22 protein-coding genes and 1 pseudogene are annotated in these 24,832 nt (G+C 74.6%); 14 read left to right on the plus strand and 9 right to left on the minus strand.

Annotation, left to right across the window (positions count from 1 at the left end; genetic code table 11):
• Positions 1–57 precede the first annotated feature (57 nt).
• Positions 58–642 (plus strand): nucleosidase, encoded by a 585-nt coding sequence (locus ACFYUS_RS36035; RefSeq protein WP_388861962.1) that lies wholly within the window; start codon positions 58–60, stop codon positions 640–642.
• Between the two features lie 5 nt (positions 643–647).
• Here the strand turns inward: ACFYUS_RS36035 and ACFYUS_RS36040 are convergent, their stop codons facing one another.
• Positions 648–1,820 (minus strand): alpha/beta hydrolase family protein, encoded by a 1,173-nt coding sequence (locus ACFYUS_RS36040; RefSeq protein WP_388861964.1) that lies wholly within the window; start codon positions 1,818–1,820, stop codon positions 648–650.
• A gap of 471 nt (positions 1,821–2,291) precedes the next feature.
• Between ACFYUS_RS36040 and ACFYUS_RS36045 the strand changes: the two genes are divergently transcribed.
• Entirely contained in the window at positions 2,292–3,407 is a 1,116-nt protein-coding gene (locus tag ACFYUS_RS36045; RefSeq protein WP_388861966.1) for an LLM class flavin-dependent oxidoreductase, read from the plus strand.
• Positions 3,404–4,768 carry an NtaA/DmoA family FMN-dependent monooxygenase gene (locus tag ACFYUS_RS36050; protein WP_388861968.1) on the plus strand — a complete coding sequence of 455 codons (1,365 nt, stop codon included), beginning with the start codon at positions 3,404–3,406 and terminating at the stop codon, positions 4,766–4,768. Before ACFYUS_RS36045 ends, ACFYUS_RS36050 begins: the two co-directional genes overlap by 4 nt.
• Before the next feature lie 55 nt (positions 4,769–4,823).
• Here ACFYUS_RS36050 and ACFYUS_RS36055 read toward each other — a convergent pair whose 3' ends face one another.
• Positions 4,824–6,707 carry a CocE/NonD family hydrolase C-terminal non-catalytic domain-containing protein gene (locus tag ACFYUS_RS36055; protein ID WP_388861970.1) on the minus strand — a complete coding sequence of 628 codons (1,884 nt, stop codon included), beginning with the start codon at positions 6,705–6,707 and terminating at the stop codon, positions 4,824–4,826.
• A 202-nt stretch (positions 6,708–6,909) separates the two neighbouring features.
• Positions 6,910–7,917, minus strand: a complete 1,008-nt coding sequence (locus tag ACFYUS_RS36060; RefSeq protein ID WP_388861972.1) for a magnesium and cobalt transport protein CorA — start codon at positions 7,915–7,917, stop codon at positions 6,910–6,912.
• 358 nt (positions 7,918–8,275) lie between these two features.
• Here ACFYUS_RS36060 and ACFYUS_RS36065 point away from each other — a divergent pair, with 358 nt between their 5' ends.
• Positions 8,276–9,112: a DUF4436 family protein gene (locus tag ACFYUS_RS36065; protein ID WP_388862110.1), complete on the plus strand. Its 837-nt coding sequence runs from the start codon at positions 8,276–8,278 to the stop codon at positions 9,110–9,112.
• 248 nt (positions 9,113–9,360) lie between these two features.
• On the opposite strand, the gene ACFYUS_RS36070 is transcribed toward ACFYUS_RS36065, so the two are convergent.
• The 3 genes and pseudogenes from ACFYUS_RS36070 to ACFYUS_RS36080 form a co-directional block, all read right to left on the minus strand.
• A complete protein-coding gene (locus ACFYUS_RS36070) occupies positions 9,361–10,473 on the minus strand; it encodes a PP2C family protein-serine/threonine phosphatase (RefSeq protein ID WP_388861974.1) in 1,113 nt (370 codons plus the stop codon).
• 88 nt (positions 10,474–10,561) lie between these two features.
• A complete protein-coding gene (locus ACFYUS_RS36075; RefSeq protein ID WP_388861976.1) occupies positions 10,562–12,076 on the minus strand; it encodes an MFS transporter in 1,515 nt (504 codons plus the stop codon).
• A 248-nt stretch (positions 12,077–12,324) separates the two neighbouring features.
• Positions 12,325–12,933, minus strand: a pseudogene (locus tag ACFYUS_RS36080) (TetR/AcrR family transcriptional regulator); the annotation flags it as partial.
• A 298-nt stretch (positions 12,934–13,231) separates the two neighbouring features.
• Between ACFYUS_RS36080 and ACFYUS_RS36085 the strand changes: the two are divergent.
• The 6 genes from ACFYUS_RS36085 to ACFYUS_RS36110 all read left to right on the plus strand — a co-directional run bounded on the left by ACFYUS_RS36085 (position 13,232) and on the right by ACFYUS_RS36110 (position 18,787).
• Positions 13,232–13,816, plus strand: a complete 585-nt coding sequence (locus tag ACFYUS_RS36085; RefSeq protein ID WP_388861978.1) for a TMEM165/GDT1 family protein — start codon at positions 13,232–13,234, stop codon at positions 13,814–13,816.
• Between the two features lie 112 nt (positions 13,817–13,928).
• Complete coding sequence (locus tag ACFYUS_RS36090; RefSeq protein WP_388861980.1) at positions 13,929–14,447, plus strand: hemerythrin domain-containing protein; 519 nt, start codon at positions 13,929–13,931, stop codon at positions 14,445–14,447.
• Between the two features lie 72 nt (positions 14,448–14,519).
• A complete protein-coding gene (locus ACFYUS_RS36095; RefSeq protein ID WP_388861982.1) occupies positions 14,520–15,137 on the plus strand; it encodes a TetR/AcrR family transcriptional regulator in 618 nt (205 codons plus the stop codon).
• Positions 15,121–16,779 (plus strand): acyl-CoA dehydrogenase family protein, encoded by a 1,659-nt coding sequence (locus tag ACFYUS_RS36100; RefSeq protein WP_388861984.1) that lies wholly within the window; start codon positions 15,121–15,123, stop codon positions 16,777–16,779. The genes ACFYUS_RS36095 and ACFYUS_RS36100 overlap by 17 nt, the downstream gene beginning before the upstream one ends.
• An 84-nt stretch (positions 16,780–16,863) precedes the next feature.
• Positions 16,864–17,397, plus strand: a complete 534-nt coding sequence (locus ACFYUS_RS36105; RefSeq protein WP_388861986.1) for a VOC family protein — start codon at positions 16,864–16,866, stop codon at positions 17,395–17,397.
• Positions 17,398–17,488: 91 nt separating this feature from the next.
• Positions 17,489–18,787, plus strand: coding sequence for a M20 family metallopeptidase (locus ACFYUS_RS36110; protein ID WP_388861988.1), 1,299 nt, complete (start codon positions 17,489–17,491; stop codon positions 18,785–18,787).
• On the opposite strand, the gene ACFYUS_RS36115 is transcribed toward ACFYUS_RS36110, so the two are convergent.
• A complete protein-coding gene (locus ACFYUS_RS36115) occupies positions 18,784–19,668 on the minus strand; it encodes a LysR family transcriptional regulator (protein WP_388861990.1) in 885 nt (294 codons plus the stop codon). The genes ACFYUS_RS36110 and ACFYUS_RS36115 overlap by 4 nt on opposite strands.
• A 130-nt stretch (positions 19,669–19,798) precedes the next feature.
• On the opposite strand from ACFYUS_RS36115, the gene ACFYUS_RS36120 reads away from it, so the two are divergent.
• Genes ACFYUS_RS36120 through ACFYUS_RS36135 form a run of 4 tightly spaced genes read left to right on the plus strand, consistent with a single transcriptional unit; the run spans position 19,799 to position 23,103 of the window.
• Positions 19,799–21,061, plus strand: a complete 1,263-nt coding sequence (locus tag ACFYUS_RS36120) for an MFS transporter (RefSeq protein ID WP_388861992.1) — start codon at positions 19,799–19,801, stop codon at positions 21,059–21,061.
• Complete coding sequence (locus ACFYUS_RS36125) at positions 21,061–21,378, plus strand: cupin (protein ID WP_388862112.1); 318 nt, start codon at positions 21,061–21,063, stop codon at positions 21,376–21,378. The genes ACFYUS_RS36120 and ACFYUS_RS36125 overlap by 1 nt, the downstream gene beginning before the upstream one ends.
• A gap of 60 nt (positions 21,379–21,438) precedes the next feature.
• Entirely contained in the window at positions 21,439–22,059 is a 621-nt protein-coding gene (locus ACFYUS_RS36130; protein ID WP_388861994.1) for a TOPRIM nucleotidyl transferase/hydrolase domain-containing protein, read from the plus strand.
• A 60-nt stretch (positions 22,060–22,119) separates the two neighbouring features.
• Positions 22,120–23,103, plus strand: a complete 984-nt coding sequence (locus ACFYUS_RS36135; RefSeq protein WP_388861997.1) for a sigma-70 family RNA polymerase sigma factor — start codon at positions 22,120–22,122, stop codon at positions 23,101–23,103.
• Here the strand turns inward: ACFYUS_RS36135 and ACFYUS_RS36140 are convergent.
• Positions 23,087–23,950: a hypothetical protein gene (locus ACFYUS_RS36140; RefSeq protein ID WP_388861999.1), complete on the minus strand. Its 864-nt coding sequence runs from the start codon at positions 23,948–23,950 to the stop codon at positions 23,087–23,089. The genes ACFYUS_RS36135 and ACFYUS_RS36140 overlap by 17 nt on opposite strands.
• Positions 23,904–24,752: a FadR/GntR family transcriptional regulator gene (locus tag ACFYUS_RS36145; RefSeq protein WP_388862001.1), complete on the minus strand. Its 849-nt coding sequence runs from the start codon at positions 24,750–24,752 to the stop codon at positions 23,904–23,906. Before ACFYUS_RS36145 ends, ACFYUS_RS36140 begins: the two co-directional genes overlap by 47 nt.
• Positions 24,753–24,832 lie beyond the last annotated feature (80 nt).

Below are 24,832 nucleotides of genomic sequence, written 5' to 3' on the forward strand. Positions count from 1 at the left end.
CGGCCCGGGCCACGCCCGGTTGTACGACGGGCGGGCCCTCGAACTAGCGTGGCCCCCATGGAACTCTTGGGAGAGATCACCGCCGACCGTCCCCTGCTCGTCCTCGCCGTCAAGGAGGAGGCGCAGTTCCTCGACACGGAGCTGCCCGTCCTGCTCACCGGCATGGGCAAGGTGAACGCGGGCATCGCGCTCGCGACCGTGCTCGGCCGGGGGCCGCGGCCGTCCGGGATCGTGAACCTGGGGACGGCCGGGGCCCTGCGGCCGGGCTGGACCGGGACGCACGTCGTCGGCACGGTGGTGCAGCACGACCTCGACGGGCAGCTGCTCGCCACGCTGACCGGCGAGACGTACGGCGCGCCGCTGACGCTGCCGGACGGCGGTGACGTGGTCCTGGCCACCGGGGACGCGTTCATCTCCGACGAGGCGGCCCGCGCGCGGCTCGCGGAGCGGGCGCCGCTGGTCGACATGGAGGGGTACGCGCTCGCCGCGGCGGCGGAGCTCGCCGGGGTGCCGCTGCGCATCGTGAAGCACGTCAGCGACGAGGCCGGTGACGGTGCCGCGCGCACCTGGCGCGAATCGGTCGCCGAGTGCGCGCGGGCGCTGGCCGACTGGGCGGAGGCGAACACCCCGTACCGCTCCTGAGCATCTCAGCGGTGCTGGAAGTGGACCTCCGGGTTCTCGGCCGTCGGGCCGTCGAGGACCGGGCGCGGGATCCCGCGCAGGTGCTGGTCGAAGAAGGCCGCGACGTAGGTCCGGGTGATAGCGACGGCCCGGTCGGCGGGCAGCTCCGGCTGGGGCAGTCCGAAGCGGCGGGCGAGCACGGGGCCGTCGGAGAAGGTGAAGTGCTCGGATCCGGCGACCGTGATCCAGCGCTTCCAGCCGTCGAGCGCGCTCCACGTCCGGTCCCAGCTGGTGTCCTGCCCGCCGGGCAGGTGCATGGAGTCGTGGGTCCCGAGCATCAGGAACGGCCGTCCGCCCAGGCCTCCGGCCGGAAGGTCCTCCCAGAACGCCCCGTCCATGTTGATCCCGGCGTCGATGCGCGGATCGGCCGCCATGGCGCTCGCCGCGCTCGCCCCGCCGATGGAGTGGCCGGCCATGCCGACGTGCCGCGCGTCGATCACGTCGGCGTACCGCCACACCGGCTTCGGTCCGGTGAGCCGGTCCAGGACGTCACGCATGTCGGCGGCGCGGGTCGAGGTGACGACGCTGCCGTGCACCCCGCCCCCGTCGAGGGCCGTACAGGCGACGCAGGTGAGCGTACGGCCGTCGGGGAGGCTGATCCCGTACGACTCGTAGGCGTGGTCGACGGAGGCCACGACATAGCCCCGCGAGGCGAGGTCCTCGGCGAGGTTCGTGAGCGTCCAGCGGGAGACGCCGAAGCCCGGCGAGAGCAGCACCAGGGGGTGGCGGCCGGGCGCGGGCCGGACGTCGGTCCTGCTGTGGGTACGCGTACGGGCGAGCACGTCCCCGGAGACCCCCGGCCCGAGCTGCTCGGCGAGCAGCCGCGCCTCCTCCCCGGTGGCGTACGGGGCGGGGCCGCCGCCGCCCCGGCGGGCCGCCGGGTAGTGCAGCGTGACCATGAGCGCGCGCCCGTCGGCGGTGGGCACCCAGGGGTCGGTGCGGGAGCGGTCGACGAGCGGCAGCACCGTGCTGCCGACGGCGTACGGTCCGGTGGGGTCCGGCAGCACGGCGGGCCGTGCCGCCCGGGCCGGGGCTCCCGCGCTCGGCGTGTCCGGGGCGGCGGCCGTGGCGACGCCGGCCGGTAAGGCGAGGGAACAGGCGAGTACGGCGGCCGCGGCCGCCCTGCTGAATCGGATCATGCGGGCACGCTAGGCGCCGGTGCCTGACCCGCGCGTCCGTCCCTGGGCCGACCCTCGATCAGCCCAGGGTCTGACACGGCCCCGCATCCGGTCCCCCCCGACTCCCTTCCTCCGGCGCCGTCCTGACGTCCCGCCGAGCGGAACGACCTTGACAGCGCGGAAGGCGGCCTGCCTATGGTGAGGTGTCCCCGCTCGCACACCTGGGCGGGGCCGGAACCGGGAGGGGAGGCGCACGTGCTCGCAGTGATCGACACGGCGCATGTGCCCGCCCGTACGTGCGCCCGCCTCGTCTGCCGGCGGCACGTCGACTTCTGCCGTACCTCCTCGGCCATCTGTCCTTCCCCTCGCGCCTGACCCCACCCCTCGTGGGTCCGCGCGTCCCGTGACGTCCCGTCCCGCCCGGCCCCCGTGCAGTCGTGCCCCGTGCCGCTGCCGTGCCGCCGCGCGTTCCTGTCGTTCGGAAGGACTCCCATGCCCCGTCCCGCCCTGCACCTGGCCGTCGAGATCGACGGCGACGGTGCCCATCCGGCCGCGTGGCGCCGTGCCGTGCACTCCCCCGGCGAGCTGCTGACCCCGCGTCGGCTCGCCCGCGTCGCGGCCGCCGCCGAGAACGCCGGGTTCACCCTGGTCACCCTGGAGGACTCGATCCTGCCGCCCGGTCCAGCGAACGATCCCGTGGGGCGGATCGGCGCGGTGGAGCGGGCCGCGTTCGTGGCCGCGTCGACGAGCGTCCTCGGCGTGGCGCCCGTCGTGGCGACCACGTACGCCGAACCGTTCCACGTCTCCTCGCAGCTCGCCTCGCTCGATCACGTCTCGTCCGGCCGGGCGGCCTGGGTGGTGGGGGTCGAGGAGGATCCGGCCGCCGCCCGCGCCTGGGGGCGCCCGGTCGTCGAGGGCGCCGACGCGTTCGCCCGCGAGGCCCGCGACGGCCTCCGTGTCGTACGGGACCTGTGGGACTCGTGGGAGGACGACGCGGTGATCCGGTCGGTGGCCACCAGCCGCTACCTGGACCGGTCGCGGCTCCACGCCGTCGACTTCACCGGCGAGACGTACTCCGTGAAGGGGCCGTCGATCGTGCCGCGCCCGCCGCAGGGCCGGCCCGTGGTCCTCGCCCGCCCGGGGCTCGTCCCGGCCGGTCTCGTCGATGTGGCGCTGGTCGGCGGAGCGACGCCGGCCGAGGCGGGGGCGGCGGCCGCGGCCGCCGGCGCGCCGCTCGCCTTCGCGGAGGTCGAGGTCGCCCTCGACGCCCCGGGCGGGTCGGCGCGGGAGCGGATCGCCGACCTGGAGCGGTACGCCCCCTGGGAGGGCGGCCCGGACCGGCTGCGGTACACCGGTTCCGCCGCCGGTCTGGTGGACCTCCTGACGGAGCTCGGCGGCCATGTCGACGGGGTGCGGCTGCGGCCGCTCGTCCTCGACGAGGACCTGGCGGTGCTCTCCCGTCTCGTCCTGCCCGAGCTGTTCGTCCGGCGGATCGCCGCCCGCCCGCTGCCGGGCACCACCCTGCGCACCTCCCTGGGCCTCCCCCGGCCCCTCAGCCGCTTCACGACCGACGGTGCCGCCGCGCTCGTCGGGGAGGAGACCCGATGACCCGCGCCGATGCGCACGACGTCCCGCGCCCGGACGCGCGGCTGCACTTCGGGGTGTTCTTCCAGGGCGTCAACCACTGGACGATCTGGTCGGACCCGTCCAGCGGCTCCCAGATGGATCCGGCGACCTTCCTGCGGGTGGCCAGGACCGCCGAACGCGGGCTGTTCGACGCGTTCTTCCTCGGGGACGGGCTGCGGCTGCGCGAGTCGGAGGGCGGCATCCACGAGCTGGACGTCGCCGGCCGCCCCGACTCGATCGTCCAGCTGTCGGCGCTCGCCGCCGCGACCGAGCGGATCGGTCTCGTCTCCACCTCCAACACCACCTTCAACGAGCCCGGCGACCTCGCCCGGCGGCTCGCCGGTCTCGACCTGCTGTCGGGCGGCCGGGCCGGCTGGAACATGGTGACCACCCACAACGCCTGGACCGGCGAGAACTTCCGGCGGGGCGGCTTCCTCGACCACGCCGACCGCTACCGGCGCGCCGAGCAGTTCCTCTCCCTCGCACGCGCCGTGTGGAACGGCTGGGCGGAGGGCGCGGTCGCCGATTCCGCCGACGCCCGGTCCTGGTCGGTGCCGGGCGCGGTGGGACGCGTACGGTCGCGGACCGATCAGTTCGACGTCGATCTGACTCCGACGCTGCCGCGCAGCGCGCAGGGGCATCCGGTGATCTTCCAGGCGGGCGACTCCGGCGAGGGCCGGGACTTCGCGGCCCGCAACGCGGACGTGATCTTCTCCGCGCACGGTACGGACTTCGACGACGCGCTCGCCTTCGCCGAGGACATCCGGCGCCGGCTGCGGACGGCCGGACGGCCGGAGGACGCCCTGCGGATCCTGCCGGGCACGGAGATCATCATCGGGGCCACCGAGAAGGAGGCGGAGGAGAAGGCCCGCTGGGTCCGCCTCGAACAGGTCACGCCCGCCGTCGCGCTGGGCATCGCGAGCCGGCTGTGGGGCTTCGACCTGTCCGGGCGGGACGCGGACGGGCCGCTGCCCGCCGAGGATCCGGTGGTCGCCGCGTACGACGGGAAGTTCGGCACCCGCCAGCTGGGCGAGACCCTGGCCACGGTGGCCGAGTGGCGGGCGAAGGCCGATGCCAACGGCTGGTCGCTGCGCGAGACGGTGATCGAGCTCGGTCCGCAGCGCGGTCACGTCGGGACCCCGGCCGGGCTCGCGGAGAAGTTCGCCCGGTTCGCCCGGCACGGGGCGATCGACGGCTTCAACATCTCGCCGTACCTGGTGCCGGACGGACTCGACGACATCGTCGAGCTGCTCGTGCCGGAGCTCCAGGAGCGGGGCGTGTACCGGACGGCGTACACGGGGACGACGCTCCGGGAGCATCTGGGGCTCGCGCCGGTGGCGTGACGCCCCCGGACGCGGGTGCCCGGCTTCCCGGGGGCCCGCGTCCGTCGTACGGCCGTCAGCCCAGCGGCAGTTCCAGGAAGGCCGGCGCCTCCCCCGGGGAGGTGACGACGGTCTGCGTCCAGGTGACGGAGGCGTCCCCGTACAGCGGGTCCTTGCTGTCGACGACCAGCATCAGCCGGTGGCCCGCGGCGATGTCGTACGCGGCGGCCTGGAGCTTCCAGGTCACGGTGCGGTCCTCCTCGGGCGTCAGCCCGTACACGCTGAGCGGCTCGTGGGTGATGATCCGGGCCGTGCCGTCCTCGGCGACGTCGAAGAGGTGGGCGATGAGGCTCGCGGAGGCGGCCGTGGAGCGGACCGTCAGGCGCAGCCTCGGGATGCCCCGGATCCGGCGGCCGGCCGTGCCCTCGCCCTCCGGTGCGGTGAGCGGCGCGGTGGTCCAGACGAGGGCGTGCCGGCGGTCGATCTTGCGGGTGTCGTAGGTCTTGGGGTTGCCGGCCCGTTCCGCCTGACCGGTCTTCATGAGCGCGTCCATGACGGTGGCCTCGGTGTCCACGCCCGCGAGGAAGGCGCGGCGCCAGCCGGTGACCTCCGAGGGGTCCGCGGTCTCGCCCGCGGGGAGGAGCCGGCCGTCGGCGCCGCCCGCGCCGTCGCCGGTGAGGCCGAGGACCTCGACGCCGGTGGTGACCCGGCTCCAGTCGGCACGGCTCTCCCGGACCGCCTCCTCGACGATCCGGTTCTCGCCGGTCGGCTCGCCGGTGACGGGGTCCGGGACGGGTTCGGTGACGTACGTGAACATCACCTGGTTGCAGACCTGCTCCCACTCCTCCACGCCGTTGCGCTCGCCCTTGAGGTGGTGGTCGAGCCAGGCGTACGCCTCGGCCAGGGGGAGATCGGTCTTCCCGGGCTCCGTGCCGATGAGCCCGGGCCCTTCGGGGGCGGCGTGGTCGCCGATCCACAGGTTCAGCCGCTTGGGGACGTCGAGGCCGTCGAAGGTCGTCAGGAGCTGGTTGACGGCGAAGAGGCCCTCGTGCCAGGTGTTCGAGAAGAAGGTGGGGGTCTCGTTGTCGTCGGTGAGGTGGAGGTAGGACTCGGGGGCGCGCAGCCGGCCCCACTCGACGACCCTGTCGAGGTTCCGGCCGGCGAGGAAGTCGGCCAGGACCTCCCGGTTGGCCTCGTCGAACTTGGTCTCCACCGGGCCGCCGGTGAGGGCGAGGAGGGCCTTCACGGCCGCGAGGTGGCGGGTGTCGTGGTCGTAGAGGCTGGTGGCGAGGTTGCCCCAGGTGCTGAGCGCGACGACGACGGCGACGCGGTCGTCGTGGGCGGCGACGAGCTGGCTGATGCCGGAGCCGTAGGACTCGCCGAGGAAGCCGATCGCGCTCGGGGCGAGGTGCTCGGTCGCGAAGTCGATGACGGCGGAGCCGTCGGCCCAGTCGTGGGGTCCGGCGACGTCGACGAAGCCCTCGGAGGTGGAGGGCAGTCCGGGGATGCCGAGGCCGCGGGGCGTGTAGGCGAGGACGTGGTAGCCCCGGCGGGCGAGGGAGAGGTACGACCAGAGGAACAGCGGCCAGCCGAAGGGGGTCCAGCCGGCCGGGACGACGACCAGCGGGTGCGGGCCGGGGCCGAGCTGCCGGAGGCTGAAGGCGGAGAGCCGGATGCCGTCCGTGGCCTCGATGCGGTGGTACGCGGGCAGGGCGAGCCCCCGTACCTCCTCGACGTGCGCGGCGAGCTCGGCGGGGAGTTCGCCGCCGCTTCCGTTCAGGAGGGCGGTGGTGAGGGTCTGGCCGAGCCGGACGGCGTCGGGGTCGACGGTTCCGTCGGCGGCCCACAGGCCGCGGCCTGCGATGCGGGAGACCTCGGCGGCGGTGAGGCGCGCCGTGACGCCCGGGAAGCCGGGGAATTCTTCGGACGATCCGTTGGCGAAGGGGTTGTCCTGGGGCACGTGCACCCGTTCCTCTCGACTGGGCTGCTGGCTGTCCGCGCTGCGGACGGTCGCAAGCCTCACGTACCGGGAACGGAGCGGCCAGAGCGCACGAACGGCGCACGGGACGCGCAACCGGGCGTCAACGGCACAAGACGTCCCGGAGCCGGTGTCCGGCGCCCGGCCCGCGCTCCGGGTTTCCGTACGTGCGGCGGCTCGGCCCTCACTCCGTGGGGGGCGGGCGGCTGCGGCGTCGGCGCAGCCAGAGGTAGAGCATCAGGCTCGGCAGCAGCAGTCCGACGACGGTGAGGGTGAGGAAGGTCGCGAAGCCGTTGATGTGGCCGACCAGCCAGTCGAAGTTCTGCCCGAAGAAGCCGACCACGAAGGACAGCGGGAGGAACACGCTGGCGAGGATGGTCAGCCGCTCCATCGTGGCGCTCTGCCGGAGGCTGATCTTGTTCTGCTCGACGGAGATGACCGCGATGTTCGCTTCCAGGACGGTGGTCAGGAGGTCGCGCTGGGCGGCGACCTCCTCGTTGACGAGCAGCAGGTGGTCGTGCACGTCGCGGATGTACGGCAGGAGCGCGGGCGGTGACTTGCCGGGCTGCAGGCGGCGTCCCAGTACCGCGAGCAGCGGGTGTACGGCGCGGTAGAAGTCCGTCGCCTCGCGGCGCAGGAAGTAGATCCGTTCGGTCGGGGCGACCGTCCCGGAGAACACGGTGGCCTCGATCTCCTCGATGTCGCGTTCGAGCTCCTCGACGACCGGCGCGTAGCTGTCGACCACCTGGTCGAAGATGGCCCACAGCGTGGAGGCGCTGCCGGCCTTCAGCAGTTCGGGGCGGCTTTCGAGCCGGTTCCGGGCTTCGTGCAGCTCGCTCGCGATGCCCTGGCGCACGGTGATCACGAAGTGTTCGGCGAGGAAGACGCTGATCTCTCCGGTGTCGATCTCCTCGCGTTCGTCGTCGTAGCGTGCCGTGCGCAGGATGATCAGTTCGGTGCCGTCCTCGTACTGCTCGGCCTTCGGCCGCAGGTGGAACGTCCGGGCGTCCTCGACGGCGAGCTCGTGCAGTCCGAAGACCTCACGGACCCGGGTCAGTTCCTCGGGCCCCGGTTCGAAGACGCCCAGCCAGACGAAACCGCCCTGCTTGCAGCGCGCGGCCGCCTGCTCCAGGGGCATCGCGCCCTCGTGCTGCCGGCGCCCGTCCCGGTAGTGTGCGCAGTCGACGATCATGGCCTCCTGGCCTCCTCCTCGCGGCCGGCCGACGTGCGCCGTCCCTTGCTCACGGCGCGTGGCGCGTCGTGTCGGCCTCACAGCAATAGATGCTCCTCCGGCGCGTCGGGAATGTCCTCACGTCCGGCCCCGGTGACCCCCGCGCCCGTCGAGACGGACCGGGCCGTCCGGTCGGCGCCGACACGCCCGCCCGGATGCGGCGGTTCGCGGGCGAGGTCGACGAGGATCGCCCTGCGGGGTCTCCTCCCGGCGTCGGGCCGGACAGGGCCGTCCCCCCTCCCAGCGCGTCGGAGTCGCCGTGGCCCCACCTCCGGAACCTTCGGCCCCGCCTCGCCCACGCCGCTTCGGGGGGTCGATCCTGGCGGTTCTGGTCCCCCTCGCGATCCTGATCGTGGTGGCGGTGTCCGTGGGGTCGTGGCTGCAGTTCGCCGAGCGGCAGGCGCTCGACACGGTCCACACGTCCGGCTCCGGAGCCGCCGACCGGGTGGACGTCGAGGCCACCGTCCAGCGCGTCGACGCCGCGGCCCGGGAGCTGGTGATGCGGGTCCGGGTCACCCCGCGGGGGACCCTCGCCGAGGAAGGCGGGATCGCCCCGGCGGCCGATCTCGTCCTCCAGACCTCCGCGGCGACCCAGGGCGACCTGGTGTTCAAGGCGCACGAGCGGATCACGACCAGGGACGTGAAGGTCGCGCTCACGGGCGGCTCGATCAGCGACTATCCGTTCGACGCCTACGAGACGGACATCGAGTTCTGGGCGGTGCTCGGTGGTGAGCAGGTGCCGGTGCGGGTGCTGTTCTCCCACAACGACACGCTCTTCTCGATCTCCCCGACGTCCACGACCCCGCCTCAAGAGGCGGTCGTGGGGCTGAGGGTGGTCCGATCGGGCAGCCTGCTGGTCTTCGCGGTCTTCATGATGGTGGTGATGTGGGCGCTGGCGGCCTCCGTGCTCATCGGAGCCTGGTACCTGGGCACCCGTGGCGAGGGCCTGGTCTGGCCCGCCCTCGCCTGGATGGCCGCCACGCTGTTCGCCCTGGCGGCGTTCCGCAACACCGCCCCCGGCACTCCGCCGATCGGCTGTGTGCTGGACTGGTTCGCCTTCCTGTGGGCCGAGACGATCATCGCCCTGTGTCTGATCGCCGTGGTGGTCACCGGCGTCCGCACCGCCCTCCGCCCGGACGAGGCCCACTCCTCGTAGGGCGGTTCTCGGGCACGGTGGGCGTTCCGCGGCGGGCGGGCGCCGGGCCGGGGATCGGGCCCGCCGTCCTCGGGCAGGGACCCGGCTGTCGCCCGCCGTCCGGGCGACCGTGCCGAGCGGCGCGGGGAGCGCCGCTCGGAGCGGTCCGTCCTCACCTGGTCAGGGCCGCCCGAGCGGGCGTGACGAGGTGCGGTGCGGGAGCGCCGCCCTCCCGTGCCGGTGGGAGGCCGGGGGTGCGAGACCGCGTCTCAGGGGGCTTCGGGCGGGCGGACCACGACGACGGCGGCGACGTCGTCGTCGAGGCCGCCCGCCCCGTAGGCGGCGAGGTCGCGGTGGAGGAGTTCGGGCAGCTCCGCGGCGGGTTCCCGGGCCCAGCCGCGCAGGCGCAGCTCCAGCGGGTAGAAGGTGCCGGTCCGGTCGCGGGTCTCGCTGACGCCGTCGGTGTAGAGGAGCAGCCGGTCGCCCGGCCCGAAGGGCACTTCCTCGATCCGGTGGTGGTTCTCCGCGAGACCCGCGAGGTTGACGGGCAGCGAGGGGTCGGCGAAGTGGACGGGCTCGACGCCGGTCGCGCGCTGGAGCAGCGGGGCGGGGTGGCCGCAGCTGAGGAGCCGTACGACGTCGCGGCCGTCGGGGAGTTCCACCAGGACGACGGTGGCGAAGCGTTCGGCGGCGTCGGAGTCCGGGTCCCAGGCGCCGTAGCGGGCGAGGCCCTCGTCGAGCCGGTCCGCGAGGGCCGCGAGGTCGCGGGCGTCGTTGACGGCGGCGCGGAAGGAGCCGAGCAGGACGGAGGCGGTCTCGACGGCGCCGAGGCCCTTGCCCTGGACGTCGCCGAGCATGACGCGCACCGCGCCGGGGATCCTGACGGCCTCGTAGAAGTCGCCGCCGATCCTCGCCTTGGCCGCGGCCGCGACGTACAGCAGGTGCAGTTCGAACCGTCCGAGGCGTTCGGGCAGCGGGCGCAGGACGACCCGCTGGACGACCTCGGCGACGGCGGTGACCTCCCGCAGGTCCTGCTCGTAGCGGGTCCTGACCCGGCTGATCCAGGCAGCGGCGGCGGTCACCGCGGCGATGATGGCCTCGCTGGCGAGGAGCTCGGAGCCGAACCCTTCGCCCCTGGTGACGGCGAGGAGCGCGCGGACGCCCATCGCGGTCAGTCCGATGCCGATGGTCTCGCGGACGCTCCAGGTGACGGCGGCGAGCGCGGGCGCGGCGACGAGGAGACGGTCGAAACGCTCCCGGTCCGGGGTGACCAGATCGATGACGACGGTCAGGACCAGGACCAGGAAGGGCAGAGCGCGCCCCAGGTTGAACTGGGTGCGCGTCGCCGGGCCGGGAGGGCGGCGGAGACCGGCTTCGGGCATCTCATGATCGTACGCACGGCTCCCGGCCGGGCCGGGGTGCCGTCGACTCCTGGCGTGTCCCGGGGCCGGTCCGCCCCCGCCTGCCGGATCAGGCCGGGTCGTCCGGCGCGTGCGATCGGTGTGCGGCCGGGACTCCCCCGTAGCGGGTGCCGGGCGGACCCGACCCGACGGGATCGGCCGGACGGGCCCCGGGGCCTTCGGCGCGGCCGGGCAGCGCGAGGGCGGCGGGGAGGGCGAGCGCGGCGAGCACCGCCAGGGCCGGGAGGGCGGTGCCCCCGGCCGGTACGAAGCCGCCGTCCGGGACGAGGGCGAGGAGGAGGGCCGCGGTGGCGACGCCGAGCGCCGGCCCGACGTTCATCGCGGTCTGCTGGAGGCCGCCGGCGACTCCGGCGTGGGCCTCGGGGGCACGGTGCACCACGACGGAGGTCGCGGTGACCATCAGCGTGACGAACCCGGCGCCGAGGAGCGCGGAGGCGGCCCCGACGGAGGCCGCGCCCGCCGTCGCGTCGAGCCGGGAGAGCAGCAGGACCCCGAGCGTGAGCAGCGCTGCCCCCGCGGTCGCGGTGCGCCGCGGCCCGAAGCGGCGCTGGAGCGGCGGGCAGAACGGCGCGCCCAGGACCATGAGGGCGGCCAGGGGCGGCACGCGCAGCGCGCAGTCGAGGGGGTCGAGGCCCTGGACGTCCTGGAGGAAGTACGTCGCCACGAAGAGCGAGCCGGAGAGGGCCGCCGAGGCCGCGAGGAGCACGCCGAGCCCCGCGACGATCGGCCTGCTCCGGAGCAGCTCCGGGGGCAGCAGGGGGTGCGCGACCCGACGCTCGTGCCGGGCGAAGGCGACCCCCACGCCGAGAGCCGCACCGCAGGCGAGGACGGCGGCTCCGGCGGCCCCGGGGCGGGACGTCTCGTCGAGGCCGTGGACCAGCAGCGCGAGCGCGGCGGCGAGGAGGAGGGCACCGAGCGGATCGAGCGCGGCGAGGCCGGACGCCGGGCGGCCGGGCGGACCCGTCGGCGGCTGGTCCGGCGAGGCCGGGGCGGATGCCGGGCGGTCGGGGAGGTCCGTCCGTGGGCGGTCCGGCGAGGTCAGGGCGAGCAGGCCGATCGCGAGGGTCGGGGGCACGCCGAGGAGGAAGACCGCGCGCCAGCCGTACGAGGAGACCAGGGCGCCGCCGACGAGGGGGCCTGCCGCTGCGGCGAGGCCGATGGCGGCGGTGCGCACGGCGATCGGGGTCGCGAGCCGTTCGGGCGGGAAGGCGGTGCGCAGCATGCCGAGGGTGGCGGGCTGGAGGAGCGCCCCGCTCACACCCTGGAGCACGCGCAGCGCGATCACGGTGCCGATGCCGGGTGCGAGGGCGATGCCGGTGGAGGCGGCGGCGAAGCCGAGGGCGCCGACGGCGAACACCCTGCGGTGGCCGTAGCGGTCACCGAGGCGGCCCGCGAGGACGAGCAGGCTCGCGACGGCGACGAGGTAGCCGGTGCTGGTCCACTGCACCTGACCGACCTGCGCGTGCAGGTCCCGCTGGAGCGCGGGCTGGGCGACGGTCAGGACCGTGCCGTCGAGGGCGACGACGGCGGCACCGAGGACACTGCAGGCGAGGGTGCGGTTCACGGGGTGGGCTCCCCGGGGGCGGGGGGAGCGTCGAAGGCGGTGGCTTCCACCGGGCCGAGGGCGGCCTCAGGAGCGGATGACTCCCCGGGGCCGGAGCGGGCGTCGAGCGCGGTGGGCTTCACGGGGTCGGCGACGGGCTCCCCCGGGCCGACGCGGGCACCGAGAGCGGCGGACTCCCCCGGGGCGAGGCGGGCACCGAGAGCGGCGGGCTCCCCCGGGCCGAGGCCGGCGTCGCGGGCAGCGGCCCCGGCGGGTCCGAGGTGGGCGGTGAGTGCGGTGGCAAGGAGGGGGGCCGGGGTGTCGGCGCCGGTGGCGAGGCGGAGGCTGCCCCAGTGCCAGAGCTGGGCGATGCCGTGGAGGTTGGCCCAGAGGGCGCCGGTGAGGAGGGTGGCGTCGGCCTCGGGGCGGACGCGGGCGACGAGGCCGGTGAGGTGGGCGAAGAGCGGCAGGCTGGTCTCGCGGAGCCCGAGCCGGCCGCTCTCCAGGAGGTCGTGCCGGAACATCAGCTCGTACATGCCGCGCCGTTCGCCGGCGAAGTCGAGGTAGACGCGGGCGAGGACCTCGATCCGCTCGCGCGGCGCGGCTCCTTCGGGGTCCTCCCCGGCGACGCGCGCGGCCAGTTCGGCGAAGCCCTGGCGGGCGATGGCGGACAGCAGGTCCAGGTGGGTCGGGAAGTGGCGGCGCGGAGCTCCGTGGGAGACGCCGGCGCGGCGGGCGATCTCGCGCAGGGAGAGGGCCTGGGCGCCCTCGCTGTTCACCAGTTCGACGCCGACCCGGACGAGCCGGGCGCGCAGCCCGTCCGCGCCGTCGCCCTCGTGGCCGTTCTCGTGTGGGGAGCCGTTCTCGTACAGGGACATGGGCACTGTCTACCAAGATCGAGTAGACAGTGTCTACTCACCTTCGCGCCCCCATCGGTTACACTGGGCGACAGCGAAGGGGAGTAGCCCTGCGAACCGGTCGTCGACACACTGGAACCCCCGGGTTCCCGGTGACCGGGTCCGCGCACGACGCGGACGGGCGAGACCTTCGGCCAGGCAACAACCGCGTCCGCGTTCCCGTGGGCGTGGTCCGTCATGCCGGGCCGAGTGGTCCTCCCGTCGCCCACCGAGGCGGTGCCCGGAGCCACGGGGCCCGGACCGAGCAGAGAGCCCCGGTATGCACCTCGACCCCTTGGCGATCCTCACCGCCTTCGGGCTGATCTTCCTCGCCGAGCTTCCCGACAAGACGATGTTCGCGTCCCTCGCCATGGGCACGCGCATGCGTCCGCTGTACGTGTGGATCGGCACCTCCACCGCCTTCCTGGCCCATGTCGCCATCGCGGTGGGCGCCGGCAGCCTGCTCGGGCTGCTCCCGGGCTGGTCCGTCAAACTGGTCTCGGCCCTGATGTTCGGCTTCGGCGCGTTCATGCTGCTGCGCGGCGGGGGCGACGACGACGAGGCCGACGAGGGCGGCCGGACGGTCAGCGGCTTCTTCCCGGTCTTCTCGACCGCGTTCATGGCCGTCTTCATCAGCGAGTGGGGCGATCTGACCCAGATCACCACCGCCAACCTGGCCGCCACCAACGGCACCTGGTCGACGGCGATCGGCTCCTTCGCCGCCCTGACGACGGTCTCCGCCCTCGCCCTGGTCGCGGGCCGCTTCATCGCGAAGCGCGTCCCCCTCAAGACCGTGCAGCGCATCGGCGGCATCTGCATGGCGGGCCTCGCGCTCTGGTCCCTCACCGAGGTCTTCACCGGCTGAGCCCGCTCCCCGTCCGGCGTACGCCCCTTCCCTCCCGGGAAGGGGCGTACGCCGTTTCCGGTGCGGCACAGGGGCGTGCACCGGCCCCGCACCCGGTGGAATCATGCGCCGCATGGCCACCACCTCCGAACCAACCGACCGCCTCGCGGCGTTCGGGAACCAGCTCGTCGACGTACACCTCTGGCTCCGCGAGGAGCTCGCCCGCCTCCGCGAGGATCTCGACTCCTTCCTCTCCGGCGGCGGCGCCCGCCCCCGCGACCTCCGCGCGCACTGCCTCGCCTTCTGCTCCGCGCTCACCCGCCACCACACCGCCGAGGACCGGGACGTCTTCCCCGCCCTCGCCGAGACGCATCCGGCGCTGCGGCCCGTGCTCGACGAACTGGCCCGCGACCACGTGCAGGTGGAGGAGGTCCTGGTCCGCCTCCAGGAACTCCTCGACACGCTCCCGGCCGAGCCGGGGACCGACCCGGACCCGGCGGAGGCACGGCGGGTGCGCGGCGAGCTGGACGGTCTCCTCGCGCTGGTGGAGTCGCACTTCACGTACGAGGAGAAGAAGCTCGTCTCGGCCCTCGACGAGCTCGACACCCCGCTGCCGGACGACTTCGCGCTCCGCGACCTGACGGGCGGCTGATCCCCGGCGCCGCCGGGCGCGCGCCCTGTCCGGCCTCTTGATGAAGCACTGAATCGCTGCTTCACTCCTTCCATGCCCTACCGACGCACCCCCGCCGTCCAGGCCCGGCTCGACGCCCAGCGCGCCTCGGTCGTCGACGCGGCCCTCGGGCTGCTCGCCGAGCAGGGGTACGCGGGCTGCACGATGGCCGCCGTCGCCGCGCGCGCCGGCATCGCCACGGGCAGCGTGTACCGCCACTTCCCGAGCAAGGCCGAGCTCTCCGTCGAGCTGTTCAGGACCGTGGTGGGCCGGGAGGTCGCGGCCGTCTCCGAGGCGGCCGGGCACCCGGGGCACGGTTCGGCGGCCGAGCGGGTGGTCGCCGTCATCGAGACCTTCGCCCTGCGGGCCCTGAAGTCGCCGCGCCTGGCCTACGCGCTGCTCGCCGAACCGGTCGACCCGGCCGTGGACGCCGAGCGGCTCGTCTTCCGCCGCACGTTCCGCGACGTGTTCGCCACGCGCGTCCAGGAGGGCGTGCGCTCGGGCGAACTGCCGCCCCAGGACCCGGTCCTGACGGCCTCGGCGCTGGTCGGGGCGGGCGCAGAGGCGCTCGTCGGGCCGCTGGCGGAGGGCTCCGTCGGGCCCGAGACCGTACCCGCACTCGTCACCTTCACCCTGCGAGCACTGGGAGTTCCCGATGCCGACCACGCATGAGGTCACCAACCAGGCACCGCCGCTGACCGGTTACGACGTCTCCGCCGACCCCGCGCTCCTGGAGGCGCTGCGCCGCGAGGGCGCCGGCTGGGCCGAGGCCGAGGTCCGCGAGCTCGGGGCGAGGGCGGGAGGCGAGGAGGCCCAGGAGTGGGGGCGGCTCGCCGAGCGCCACTCCCCCGTCCTGCACACCCACGACCGGTACGGGCACCGGATCGACGAGGTCGAGTTCCACCCGTACTGGCACGAGCTGATGGACGTGGCCGTCCGGCACGGACTGCACGGTGCTCCCTGGCGCGACGAGCGGCCGGGCGCCCATGTGGCGCGGGCGGCGAAGGTGTTCGTGTGGGGACAGGCCGACGCGGGGCACCTGTGCCCGGTCTCCATGACGTACGCGGCGGTGCCGGCGCTGCGCGTGCAGCCGGAGCTCGCCGAGGTGTACGAGCCGCTGCTCACCTCCTCGACCTACGACTTCGGGCTCCGGGTGCCGACGCAGAAGCGCGGGCTCATCGCCGGGATGTCGATGACCGAGAAGCAGGGCGGTTCGGACGTCCGGGCGAACACGACCCGGGCCGTGCCCACGGGCGAGCCCGGGCAGTACGCGCTGACCGGCCACAAGTGGTTCACCTCGGCGCCGATGTCGGACGTCTTCCTCACCCTGGCGCAGGCGCCCGGCGGCCTGTCCTGCTTCCTGGTGCCCCGGGTGCTGCCCGACGGCACGCGCAACGCGATCCGGCTCCAGCGCCTCAAGGACAAGCTGGGCAACCGGTCCAACGCCTCCTCCGAGATCGAGTACGAGGGCGCCCTCGGCACGCTGGTCGGCGAGGAGGGGCGCGGGGTGGCCACCATCATCCGGATGGTCAACATGACGCGGCTCGACTGCGCCATCAGCTCGGCCTCCGGGATGCGCCTCGGGCTCGTGCAGGCGGTGCACCACGCCACGCACCGCGAGGCGTTCGGGGCGCGGCTCGTGGACCAGCCGCTGATGCGGAACGTGCTCGCCGACCTGGCCGTGGAGGCGGAGGCCGCCACCGTGGCGGCGCTGCGCCTGGCGGGCGCGGTGGACCGGGCGGCGCGCGGTGACGCCGAGGAGGAGCAGCTGCGGCGGCTCGGGCTGGCGGTCACCAAGTACTGGGTCTGCAAGCGGGCGCCCGCGCACGCGGCGGAGGCGCTCGAATGCCTCGGCGGCAACGGCTACGTCGAGGACTCGGGCCTGCCGAGGCTCTACCGGGAGTCGCCGCTGCCGTCCATCTGGGAGGGCTCCGGGAACGTCGCCGCCCTGGACGTGCTGCGGGCGATGGCCCGTCAGCCGGAGGCGGTGGAGGCGTACTTCGCGGAGGTCGACCGGAGCGCGGGCGCCGACCGGCGGCTCGACGCGGCGGTCGCGGGCCTCCGCAAGGACCTCGCGGGGCTCGGCGACCCGGACGCGGTGGCGTACGGGGCGCGGCGGCTCGTCGAGCGCCTGGCCCTGGTCCTCCAGGGTTCGCTGCTCGTCCGGCACGGCCACCCGGCGATCGCCGACGCCTTCTGCGCCTCCCGCCTCGACGGCGACCGCGGCCTGGCCTTCGGCACGCTCCCGGCGGGCGTGGACACGGAGTCGATCATCGCGCGCAGCGGCCCGGACGCGGTGGGCGCGCCGGCCTGACCGGTCATGCCGGACAGCACCTGACCTACTTCGCGCCTAGCGTGACTCCCGTACGACGAGGGGCACATCGGCGAAGGGATCAGGATGTCCGAGCACACCGGCACCACTCCGCAGGGCTACACGACCGTGGCGCCCTGGGTCGTCACCGATGACACGGGGGCCTTCCTCGACTTCGTCGCCCGGGCGTTCGGCGGCGAGGAGCTCGCCCGGGTGGCCACCGAGGACGGCGCGATCGGTCACGGCGAGATCCGGGTCGGCGACACCGTTGTGCTGGCCTTCGACCGGCGCGCGGACTGGCCGGTGCTGCCGAGCCTGCTGCGGGTGTTCGTCGCCGACGCGGACGAGGCGTTCGCCAGGGCCACCGCCGCCGGGGCCCATGTCGTGACCCCGCTCGCCGACGACGCCTTCGGGCAGCGCGGCGGGCGGGTCCGCGACCCGTTCGGCAACATCTGGTGGGTGAGCGGCCTCGTCGAGGAGGTCGCCGAGGACGAGATGTGGCGGCGGCTCAAGGACCCGGTGTACGCCGAGACCATGCGCGTGGCCCAGGAGACGCTCGACGCCGAGCTCACCGGGAAGGACCGGGGGCGCAGCAGTGCCCCCGTGGACCCGGCCCGCTGACCGGAGCGGTGCCGTCGCTCGTCCCGGATGGCAGTCTGGTCGGGCACGGTTCCCGGGCCACGGCGTCAGCCGGTACGAGAGGGAGTCCCCGTTGGGCAGCGAGGCGATCCACGACGAACTGGACGGGCGGGCCGCGAAGGCGGCGGAGCAGGTGGTGGCCTGGCGGCGCCATCTGCACCGGCATCCCGAACTGCCCAACCGTGAGGTGAACACGGCCCGTCTGGTGGCGGACCACCTGCGCGCGCTGGGTCTCGACGAGGTCCGTACGGGCATCGCCGGGCACGGGGTCGTGGGCGTCCTGCGCGGAACGGCGCCGGGCGCCGGGCGGGTCGCGGCGCTGCGGGCGGACATGGACGCGCTGCCGGTGAGGGACCTCTGCGGGACGGACTTCGCCTCCGCCGCGGTGGACGCCGACTACCCGGGCGGCCCGTTCCCCGTGTCGCACGCCTGCGGGCACGACTGCCACACCGCGATGCTGATGGGCGCGGCGACGGTGCTCGCGGGTGTCCGGGACCGGCTTCCCGGCACGGTCCTCTTCGTCTTCCAGCCCGCCGAGGAGGGCCCGCCGGTGACGGAGGCGGGCGGGGCGCGGGCGATGGTGGAGGCGGGCGCGTTCGCCGACCCGGTGCCGACGATGGCCTTCGGCATGCATGTGACGCCGTATCCGAAGGGGTACGTGGGGTACAAGGTCGGCAACCAGTACGGCGCGTCCACCCTGGTCCGCATCGTCCTCACCGGAAAGCAGGTCCACGGCTCCACGCCGTGGGAGGGGGTCGACCCGATGCCGGCGGCCGGCGCGGTCCTCACCGGCATCGGCCAGCTGTACCGGCAGGTCTCGGCCTTCGACCCGGTCACGGTGACGATCGGGCACGTCGAGGACGTGGGCCGCTTCAACATCATCGGCGAGACGGTGACCCTGTGGGGCACGGTCCGCTGTGCCGTGGAGTCCGACATGGCCGAGGTCCGGCGGCGTCTGACGACGCTGGCCGAGCACTCTGCGGCGGCGTACGGGGCGACGGCCTCGGTGGAGTACCTCCAGTCCGTGCCGCCCGTGCACAACAGCGGGCCGTGGGTGGAGGCGGGGCTGCCGACCTTCCGCCGGGTGGCCGGCGCGGAGCGCGTGGTGGAGACGGGCGCGACGCTCGGGTACGACGACGTCTCCGAGTTCGTGAGCCGGTTCGGCGGCCTGTACGTGATGCTCGGCGTCCAGGACGCGGTGCTGGACGCCGCCGGCCGGCCGGTGCCCGTGGCGGGCGGGCGCGGTCTGGCCACCAACCACAACCCGCGTTTCTACGCCGACGACGACACCCTCGTCACCGGTGTCCGCCTCCACGCGCACGTGGCGTACGACCATCTGGCGGGTGCCCTGGTCGCCCGGCGGGAGGGCTAGCGGGCCTGGCCGACCGCCGCCACGAAGGCCCTGAGCAGGGCGGAGTCGGACGCGGTGGGCCAGACGAGGCCATACGTGAGGGGCGGGGTGCCGCGCAGGGGTACGTAGGCGATGCCGGGGCGCGGGTGGTACAGGGCGCCCCGGGCCGCACCGGGGGAGGCTCCCCGGCCGGCGCTCACGTGGGAGAGGACCTCCTGCCAGGTGGCGGCGGTCGGGCCCCGGCCGACGGCGGCGCCGGACGGGGTGCTGCGGGGGTAGTGGTGGTCGACCCAGTAACGGGGGACGTCGCCGCCGGGGGCGATCAGGTCGAGGCCCGCGAGGTCCTCCGGGCCGAGGAAGGCGCGGTCGGCCAGCGGATGGCCGGCGGGCAGGAGCAGGACCCGTTCGTCGGTGACGACGACGGGCCCCGTGGTGAGGTCCGGTTCGCGGACGGGGAAGCCGGCGCACTGGATGTCGAGCGTCCCGTCCTGGAGGGCGCGGACCCCGCCGTCGAGGGGGACCTCGTGGACGGTGATCTCGCAGCCGGGGTGGAGCGCGGCCACGGCGTCGGCGGCGGCCGTGAGCAGTTCGCCGCCCCACGGGGTGCCGAAGCCGACGCGCAGCCTGCCGTGGCCCCCGCGGCCGGCGGCGATGGCGCGTTCGAGGGCGGCCCGCATCTGCCGGTGGGCGGGCAGGAGGTCCTCGTACAGGGCGTGGCCGACGGGGGTGAGCCGGACGCTGCGGCTGGTGCGGGCGAAGAGGGGGGTGCCGACGCGGCGTTCCAGCTTCTTGACGGTCTGGCTGATCCGGCCGGTGGAGACGCCGAGGCGCTCCGCGGTGCGCCCGAAGTGGAGTTCCTCGGCGAGCGTGAGGAACGCCTCCAGTTCGTACCGTTCGAGCACCGGTCCCACCCTTCGCCATCCACCGATCGTTGAGCGTGACTCAACGCCGGTTTCATGATGACACCTTGATGCGCCGGGGTGGCGGCGAGGAACCTGAAGGCGTCCCCCTCCCCCTCATGGAAGAGCCTCCATGGCCCCACGCCCCCTCGCCTCCGACGTCCCCGCCCGGCCCGTGAACGTCCTGCTCCTCGCCGTCGCTGGAGCCGTCACCGTCGCCAACATCTACTTCCCGCAGCCGCTGCTCGCCGCCGTGGCGCGCGGTCTGGACGTGTCGGAGCGGACGGCGGGACTGGTCGCCTCGGCCGCCCAGATCGGGTACGCGCTCGGCATCCTGCTGCTCGTGCCGCTCGCCGACTCCGCGCGGCTGCGCCGCCTCACCTCGGTGCTGCTCGCCCTGACCAGCGCCGCCCTGCTCGTCGCCGCGGCGGCGCCCGGCATCGTCACCCTCGCCCTCGCGACGCTCGCGCTCTCCACCACGACGGTGCTGCCGCAGATCCTCACCCCGGTGGCGGCGGTGCTCGCGGGCCCCGGGCGGCAGGGCCGGGTCGTGGGCCTGGTGGGCCTCGGCCTGACGCTGGGCTCGACCCTGTCCCGTACGGTCTCGGGCGCCGTGACCGACGCGAGCGGCAGCTGGCGGGTCGCGTACGCGGTCGCGGCCGTGGCGACGGCGGCGCTGCTCCTCGTCCTGCCCCGCCGGCTGCCCGAGCGGCTCGGATCGCGGGGCCCCACCTCGTACGCCGGGCTCCTGGCCGGACTCCCCCGGCTCCTCGCGGTCCACCGGGAGCTGCGGATCTCGGCACTGCTCGGGGCGTGCGTCTTCGCCGCGTTCAGTGTCTTCTGGTCGGTGCTCGCCTTCCATCTGGCGGCGCCGCCGCTCGGGTACGGTCCGGGGGCCGCGGGGCTCTTCGGGGTGCTGACGCTGCCGGCGGCGCTGCTCTCGGCGGTGGCCGGGCCGCTGGCCGACCGGTACGGGACTTCGGCGGTGAACGCCGGAGGCCTCGCGTGCGCGGGGCTCGGCCTCGCGGTGGCCGGGCTCGCCCCGTACTCCCCGGCGGCCCTGGTGGCCGGGGCGAACCTGCTGGTGGTGGGGGTCAGCTCGTGCCAGGTGGCCAGTCAGGCGCGGATCTTCACGATCGGCCGGGCGGTGGCGGCCCGGGTCAACACGGTCTTCATGCTGGCGACGTTCACCGGCGGGGCGCTCGGCTCCCTCGCCGGGTCCTGGCTGTACGCGGCCCACGGCTGGCCGGCGGCGCTGCTCGCCGCCGGGGCGTGCGTGGGCGCCGCCGGGCTCGTGGTGCTCCTCGCGGTGCGGCCGGCGGCCCCGAGTTGCGCCGGGGACGTCACACGGGAGGCTGGGGGTATCCGCCCGCGCATCCCGCAGGGAGAGTCATGATGCTGGACCTCACCGCCCTCGCCGACGAACACCTGGCCGCGGCCCGTACGGCACCGCACGGCCGCAGCGCGCACCGGATCATGCACGACGGGGTGCTGCGGCAGACCGTCATCGCCCTGACCTCGGGCACCTCCCTCGACGAGCACAACGCGCCGCCGGCCGCGAGCCTCCAGGTGCTGCGGGGCCGGGTGAACCTGACGGCGGCCGGATGGGCGGAGGAGCTGCCGTCGGGCACGCTGCGGATGCTCCCCAAGGAGCGGCACGGACTGACGGCCCTGGAGGACGCGGTGGTGCTGCTGACGGCCGTGAACGACTGAGGGCCGGACCCCCTCGGATATTCGGTGCCGCACGGGTGCGTGCCCGTGCAGACTCGCCCCATGGCAGACACGAGGGCGTTCCAGGACGAGATGGGCCGATGGGCGGCAGGCGCTTCCGGCGGGGACACGGCGAGGGATCTGGCCGTGACCCTGGGGTTGCGGACGGCGGTGCTCCTGGAAGGGCCGAGCGATCTCGCGGCCGTCGAGACGCTGGCCGCGCGGCGCGGCCGGGACCTCGCCGCGGAGGGCGTGTGCGTGGTGTCGATGGGCGGGGCGATGAGCATCGCCCGCTACGCCGAACTGCTCGGACCGCCCGGTCTCGGCCTGCGTCTGACGGGCCTGTGCGACGAGCGCGAGCAGGGCTTCTACGAGCGTGGCCTCCAGCGGGCCGGAGCGCCGCGGCGGGACTTCTTCGTCTGTGTGGCGGACCTGGAGGACGAGCTCATCCGCACGCTGGGCCCGGCGCGGGTCGAGGACATCATCCGGACGGAGGGCGACCTGCGCCCCTGGCAGACCTTCCTGAGCCAGCCCGCCCAGCACGGCCGGCCCCGGCACCAACAGCTGCGGCGCTTCCTCGGCACGAAGAAGGGCCGCAAGATCCGCTACGGCACCCTCCTGGTGGAGGCCCTCGACACCGACCGGGTGCCGGAACCGCTCGACGACCTCCTGGCGAGCCTGTGATCATCTGGAGCGAATCCCCAGGTCGACGGCCTGGGGCCTGCTCATCGAAGGGGTCACGGCATGGGGGACGGCGGCGTGGAGCTCACCGCGGAGGGGCTTGAGGGGTACCGGGCAGAGCTGACCGGGTACTGCTACCGGATGCTGGGGTCGTACGCCGAGGCCGAGGACGCCGTCCAGGAGGCCCTGGTGCGGGCGTGGCGAAACCTCGGGCGGTTCGAGGGACGGTCGTCGCTCCGGTCGTGGGTGTACCGGATCGCGACCAACGTGTGCCTGGACGCCCTCGCGTCCGGCCGGCGGCGGGCCTTGCCGATGGACCTCTCCGGACCGGCGGACGGAGCCACGCCGCCGGGTCCCCCGGACGATGCCGCCCGGTGGATCGAGCCGTGTCCGGACGGCGATCCGGAGGCCACCGCGATGGCGGGCGAGTCGGTGCGCCTCGCGTTCGTCGCCTCGCTGCAGCATCTGCCGCCCAGGCAGCGGGCGACCCTGATCCTGCGGGACGTGCTGGGCTTCTCGGCCCGTGAGGTCGCCGAACTGCACGGCTCCACCGTCGCCTCGGCCAACAGCACCCTCCAGCGGGCCCGTACGACCCTGGCCGCGCGCCGGGACGTCTCCTCCGCCACCGCGCCCGCGCCGTCCGAACCCGTCCGGCGGGTGCTGGCCGAGCGGTACGCCCAGGCGTTCTCCCGGTACGACATGGAGGAGCTGGGCATGCTCCTCCATGTCGACGCGACGCTGTGCCTGCCGCCGTACGCGCGGTGGATGCGCGGAGTCCCCGACATCCAGGCCTGGCTGACCGGCCCGGCCGTCGGCTGCCGGGGCTCCCGTCTGCTGCCGACCACGGCGAACGGCACTCCGGCCTTCGGCCAGTACCGCCCCCGCCCGGACGGGACGGGCTACACGCCCTGGGCGCTCCAGGTCGTCGAGTTCTCCGGTGACCGCGTCACGGGCATCACGGCCTTCCGCGACACCGACCGCCTCTTCCCGCTCTTCGGCCTGCCGGCCCGGCTGGACGGGGAGGCCCGCCTCAGTCGTCGGTGGTGACCAGGACGAGCGGGGTGCCGCCGCAGGGCAGCAGGCGCAGGCCGTCGGTGCGGTGTTCGGCCGGCGGTCCGGCGAGGACGGCGGCGAAGTCGGGGCCCTTGGTGAGGGATCCGGCGAGGTGGGCGGGGTCGGTGGAGGCGGCGACCCTTCCCCGGGCGTTGACGAGCCGTGCGGGTGCGGGCAGCCGCTGGAGCACGGGCAGCACGGCCGCCTCGAAGTGCCGCAGGTAGACGTCGGCGGCGGCCACGCCCACGAACCGGCCGCCGAGGTCGATCGGCGCGGAGAGGGTGAGGCCGTACTCGTCGGAGCACAGGTAGTCCACGTAGGGCCCGGCGACGGCCCTGCGGCCGGTCTCGCGGGGCAGGGTGTACCAGTCCCAGTGCGTGTAGTCGGAGTAGGCGGAGTGCTCCGGGTCGAGGTCGAGCAGGAGCGGGCGCACGGCTCCGTCGGGGCCTCGCTGCCACCACTCCAGCCAGCCCGGTACGTCGCCCAGGAGGCCCGGTGCGGCAACGAAGCCCACGCCGGAGACGAGCGGGTGGCCCGCGAGCCGGGCGCGCAGTCCGGGACGCAGGGCCGCCAGGTCGGCGGCGACGGGTTCGCGCCCGGCCCCGGACACCTCGGCGAGCAGGGCGCCGGTGTCGGCGCCGGTCGCGGCCACGGCGGTGAACACTCCTTCGAGGGTGTCCCGGACGCGGCGGACGACCTCGTCGACGGGGCCCGAGTCCCGCACGCGGCGGACGGCCTCGCCGATCCGGTCCGGGTCCCGTACCCGGCTGACGGCCCCGTCGACCCGGTCCGGGTCAGTGACGGCCCCCGCGGGGCCCGCGAGCCCGGTGCTCCTGCCCATGCGTGTCCTCCTCAGGACGCGGCTCGGTTGCGCGGCCGGGGGTGCCGAGGCGCAGCGCGATCAGCCGCCCCACCGACTCCCGTACACACGTCTCGGCGAGCGTTCTGGCCCGCTCGTCGGCCTCATCCTGCACGGCGGAGATCACGGCGCGGTGACGATCCGACACATTGCCGAGATGGACCGGGTCGTCGAGGACGAGGCAGAGCAGCGGGCCCAGGTCCGTCTGGAGGGCGATCTCCTCGCGGGTGAGGCGGGCGGACTGGGCGGCGGCGGCCAACTCGACGTGGAAACGGCCGTAGAGCCTGCTGCGGGTCGCCGGGTCCTCGGCGGTGGCGAGTTCTTCGACCGTACGGGTGAGGGGGCGCAGGTCGCCGGGCTGGGTGCGGTGGGCGGCGAGCAGGGCGGCGGCGCCGGAGACGGCGGCCCAGTGGTCGCCGAGGTCGCGGAGCTCCTCGGTGGACCAGTCGGCGAGGCGGGCGCGCAGCCGCTCCTCGGTCGGGGTGTCGGGCAGGGTGACGAAGCTGCCGCCGCCGCGGCCCCTGCGGGTGGTGACGAGGCCCTGCTGCCGGAGGGCCATGAGGGCTTCGCGGAGGGTGACGGTGGAGACGCCGAGCTGTCCGGCGAGCTCGGTCTCGCCGGGCAGCTGCTCGCCGTCGGCGAGGAGTCCGAGCTCTATGGCGTCGCCGATGCGGCGGACCACGGTGTCGACCCGGGCCCGGGTGTCGACGGGGGTGAAGACGGCCCTGCGGGCCGCGCCCGTCCCGGCCGCGTCGCCGTCGTCCGGCCTGCCGTTCGGTCTCACGGTTTAACCACCTCGCGCGTCGGGCGTTGACTCAGGCTTTACCTTAAAGGGGTCTTGAGATTTGAACTATGACTTCATAT

Origin of the sequence: Streptomyces sp. NPDC004284, assembly GCF_042874035.1 — a bacterium.
GTDB lineage: Bacteria > Actinomycetota > Actinomycetes > Streptomycetales > Streptomycetaceae > Streptomyces.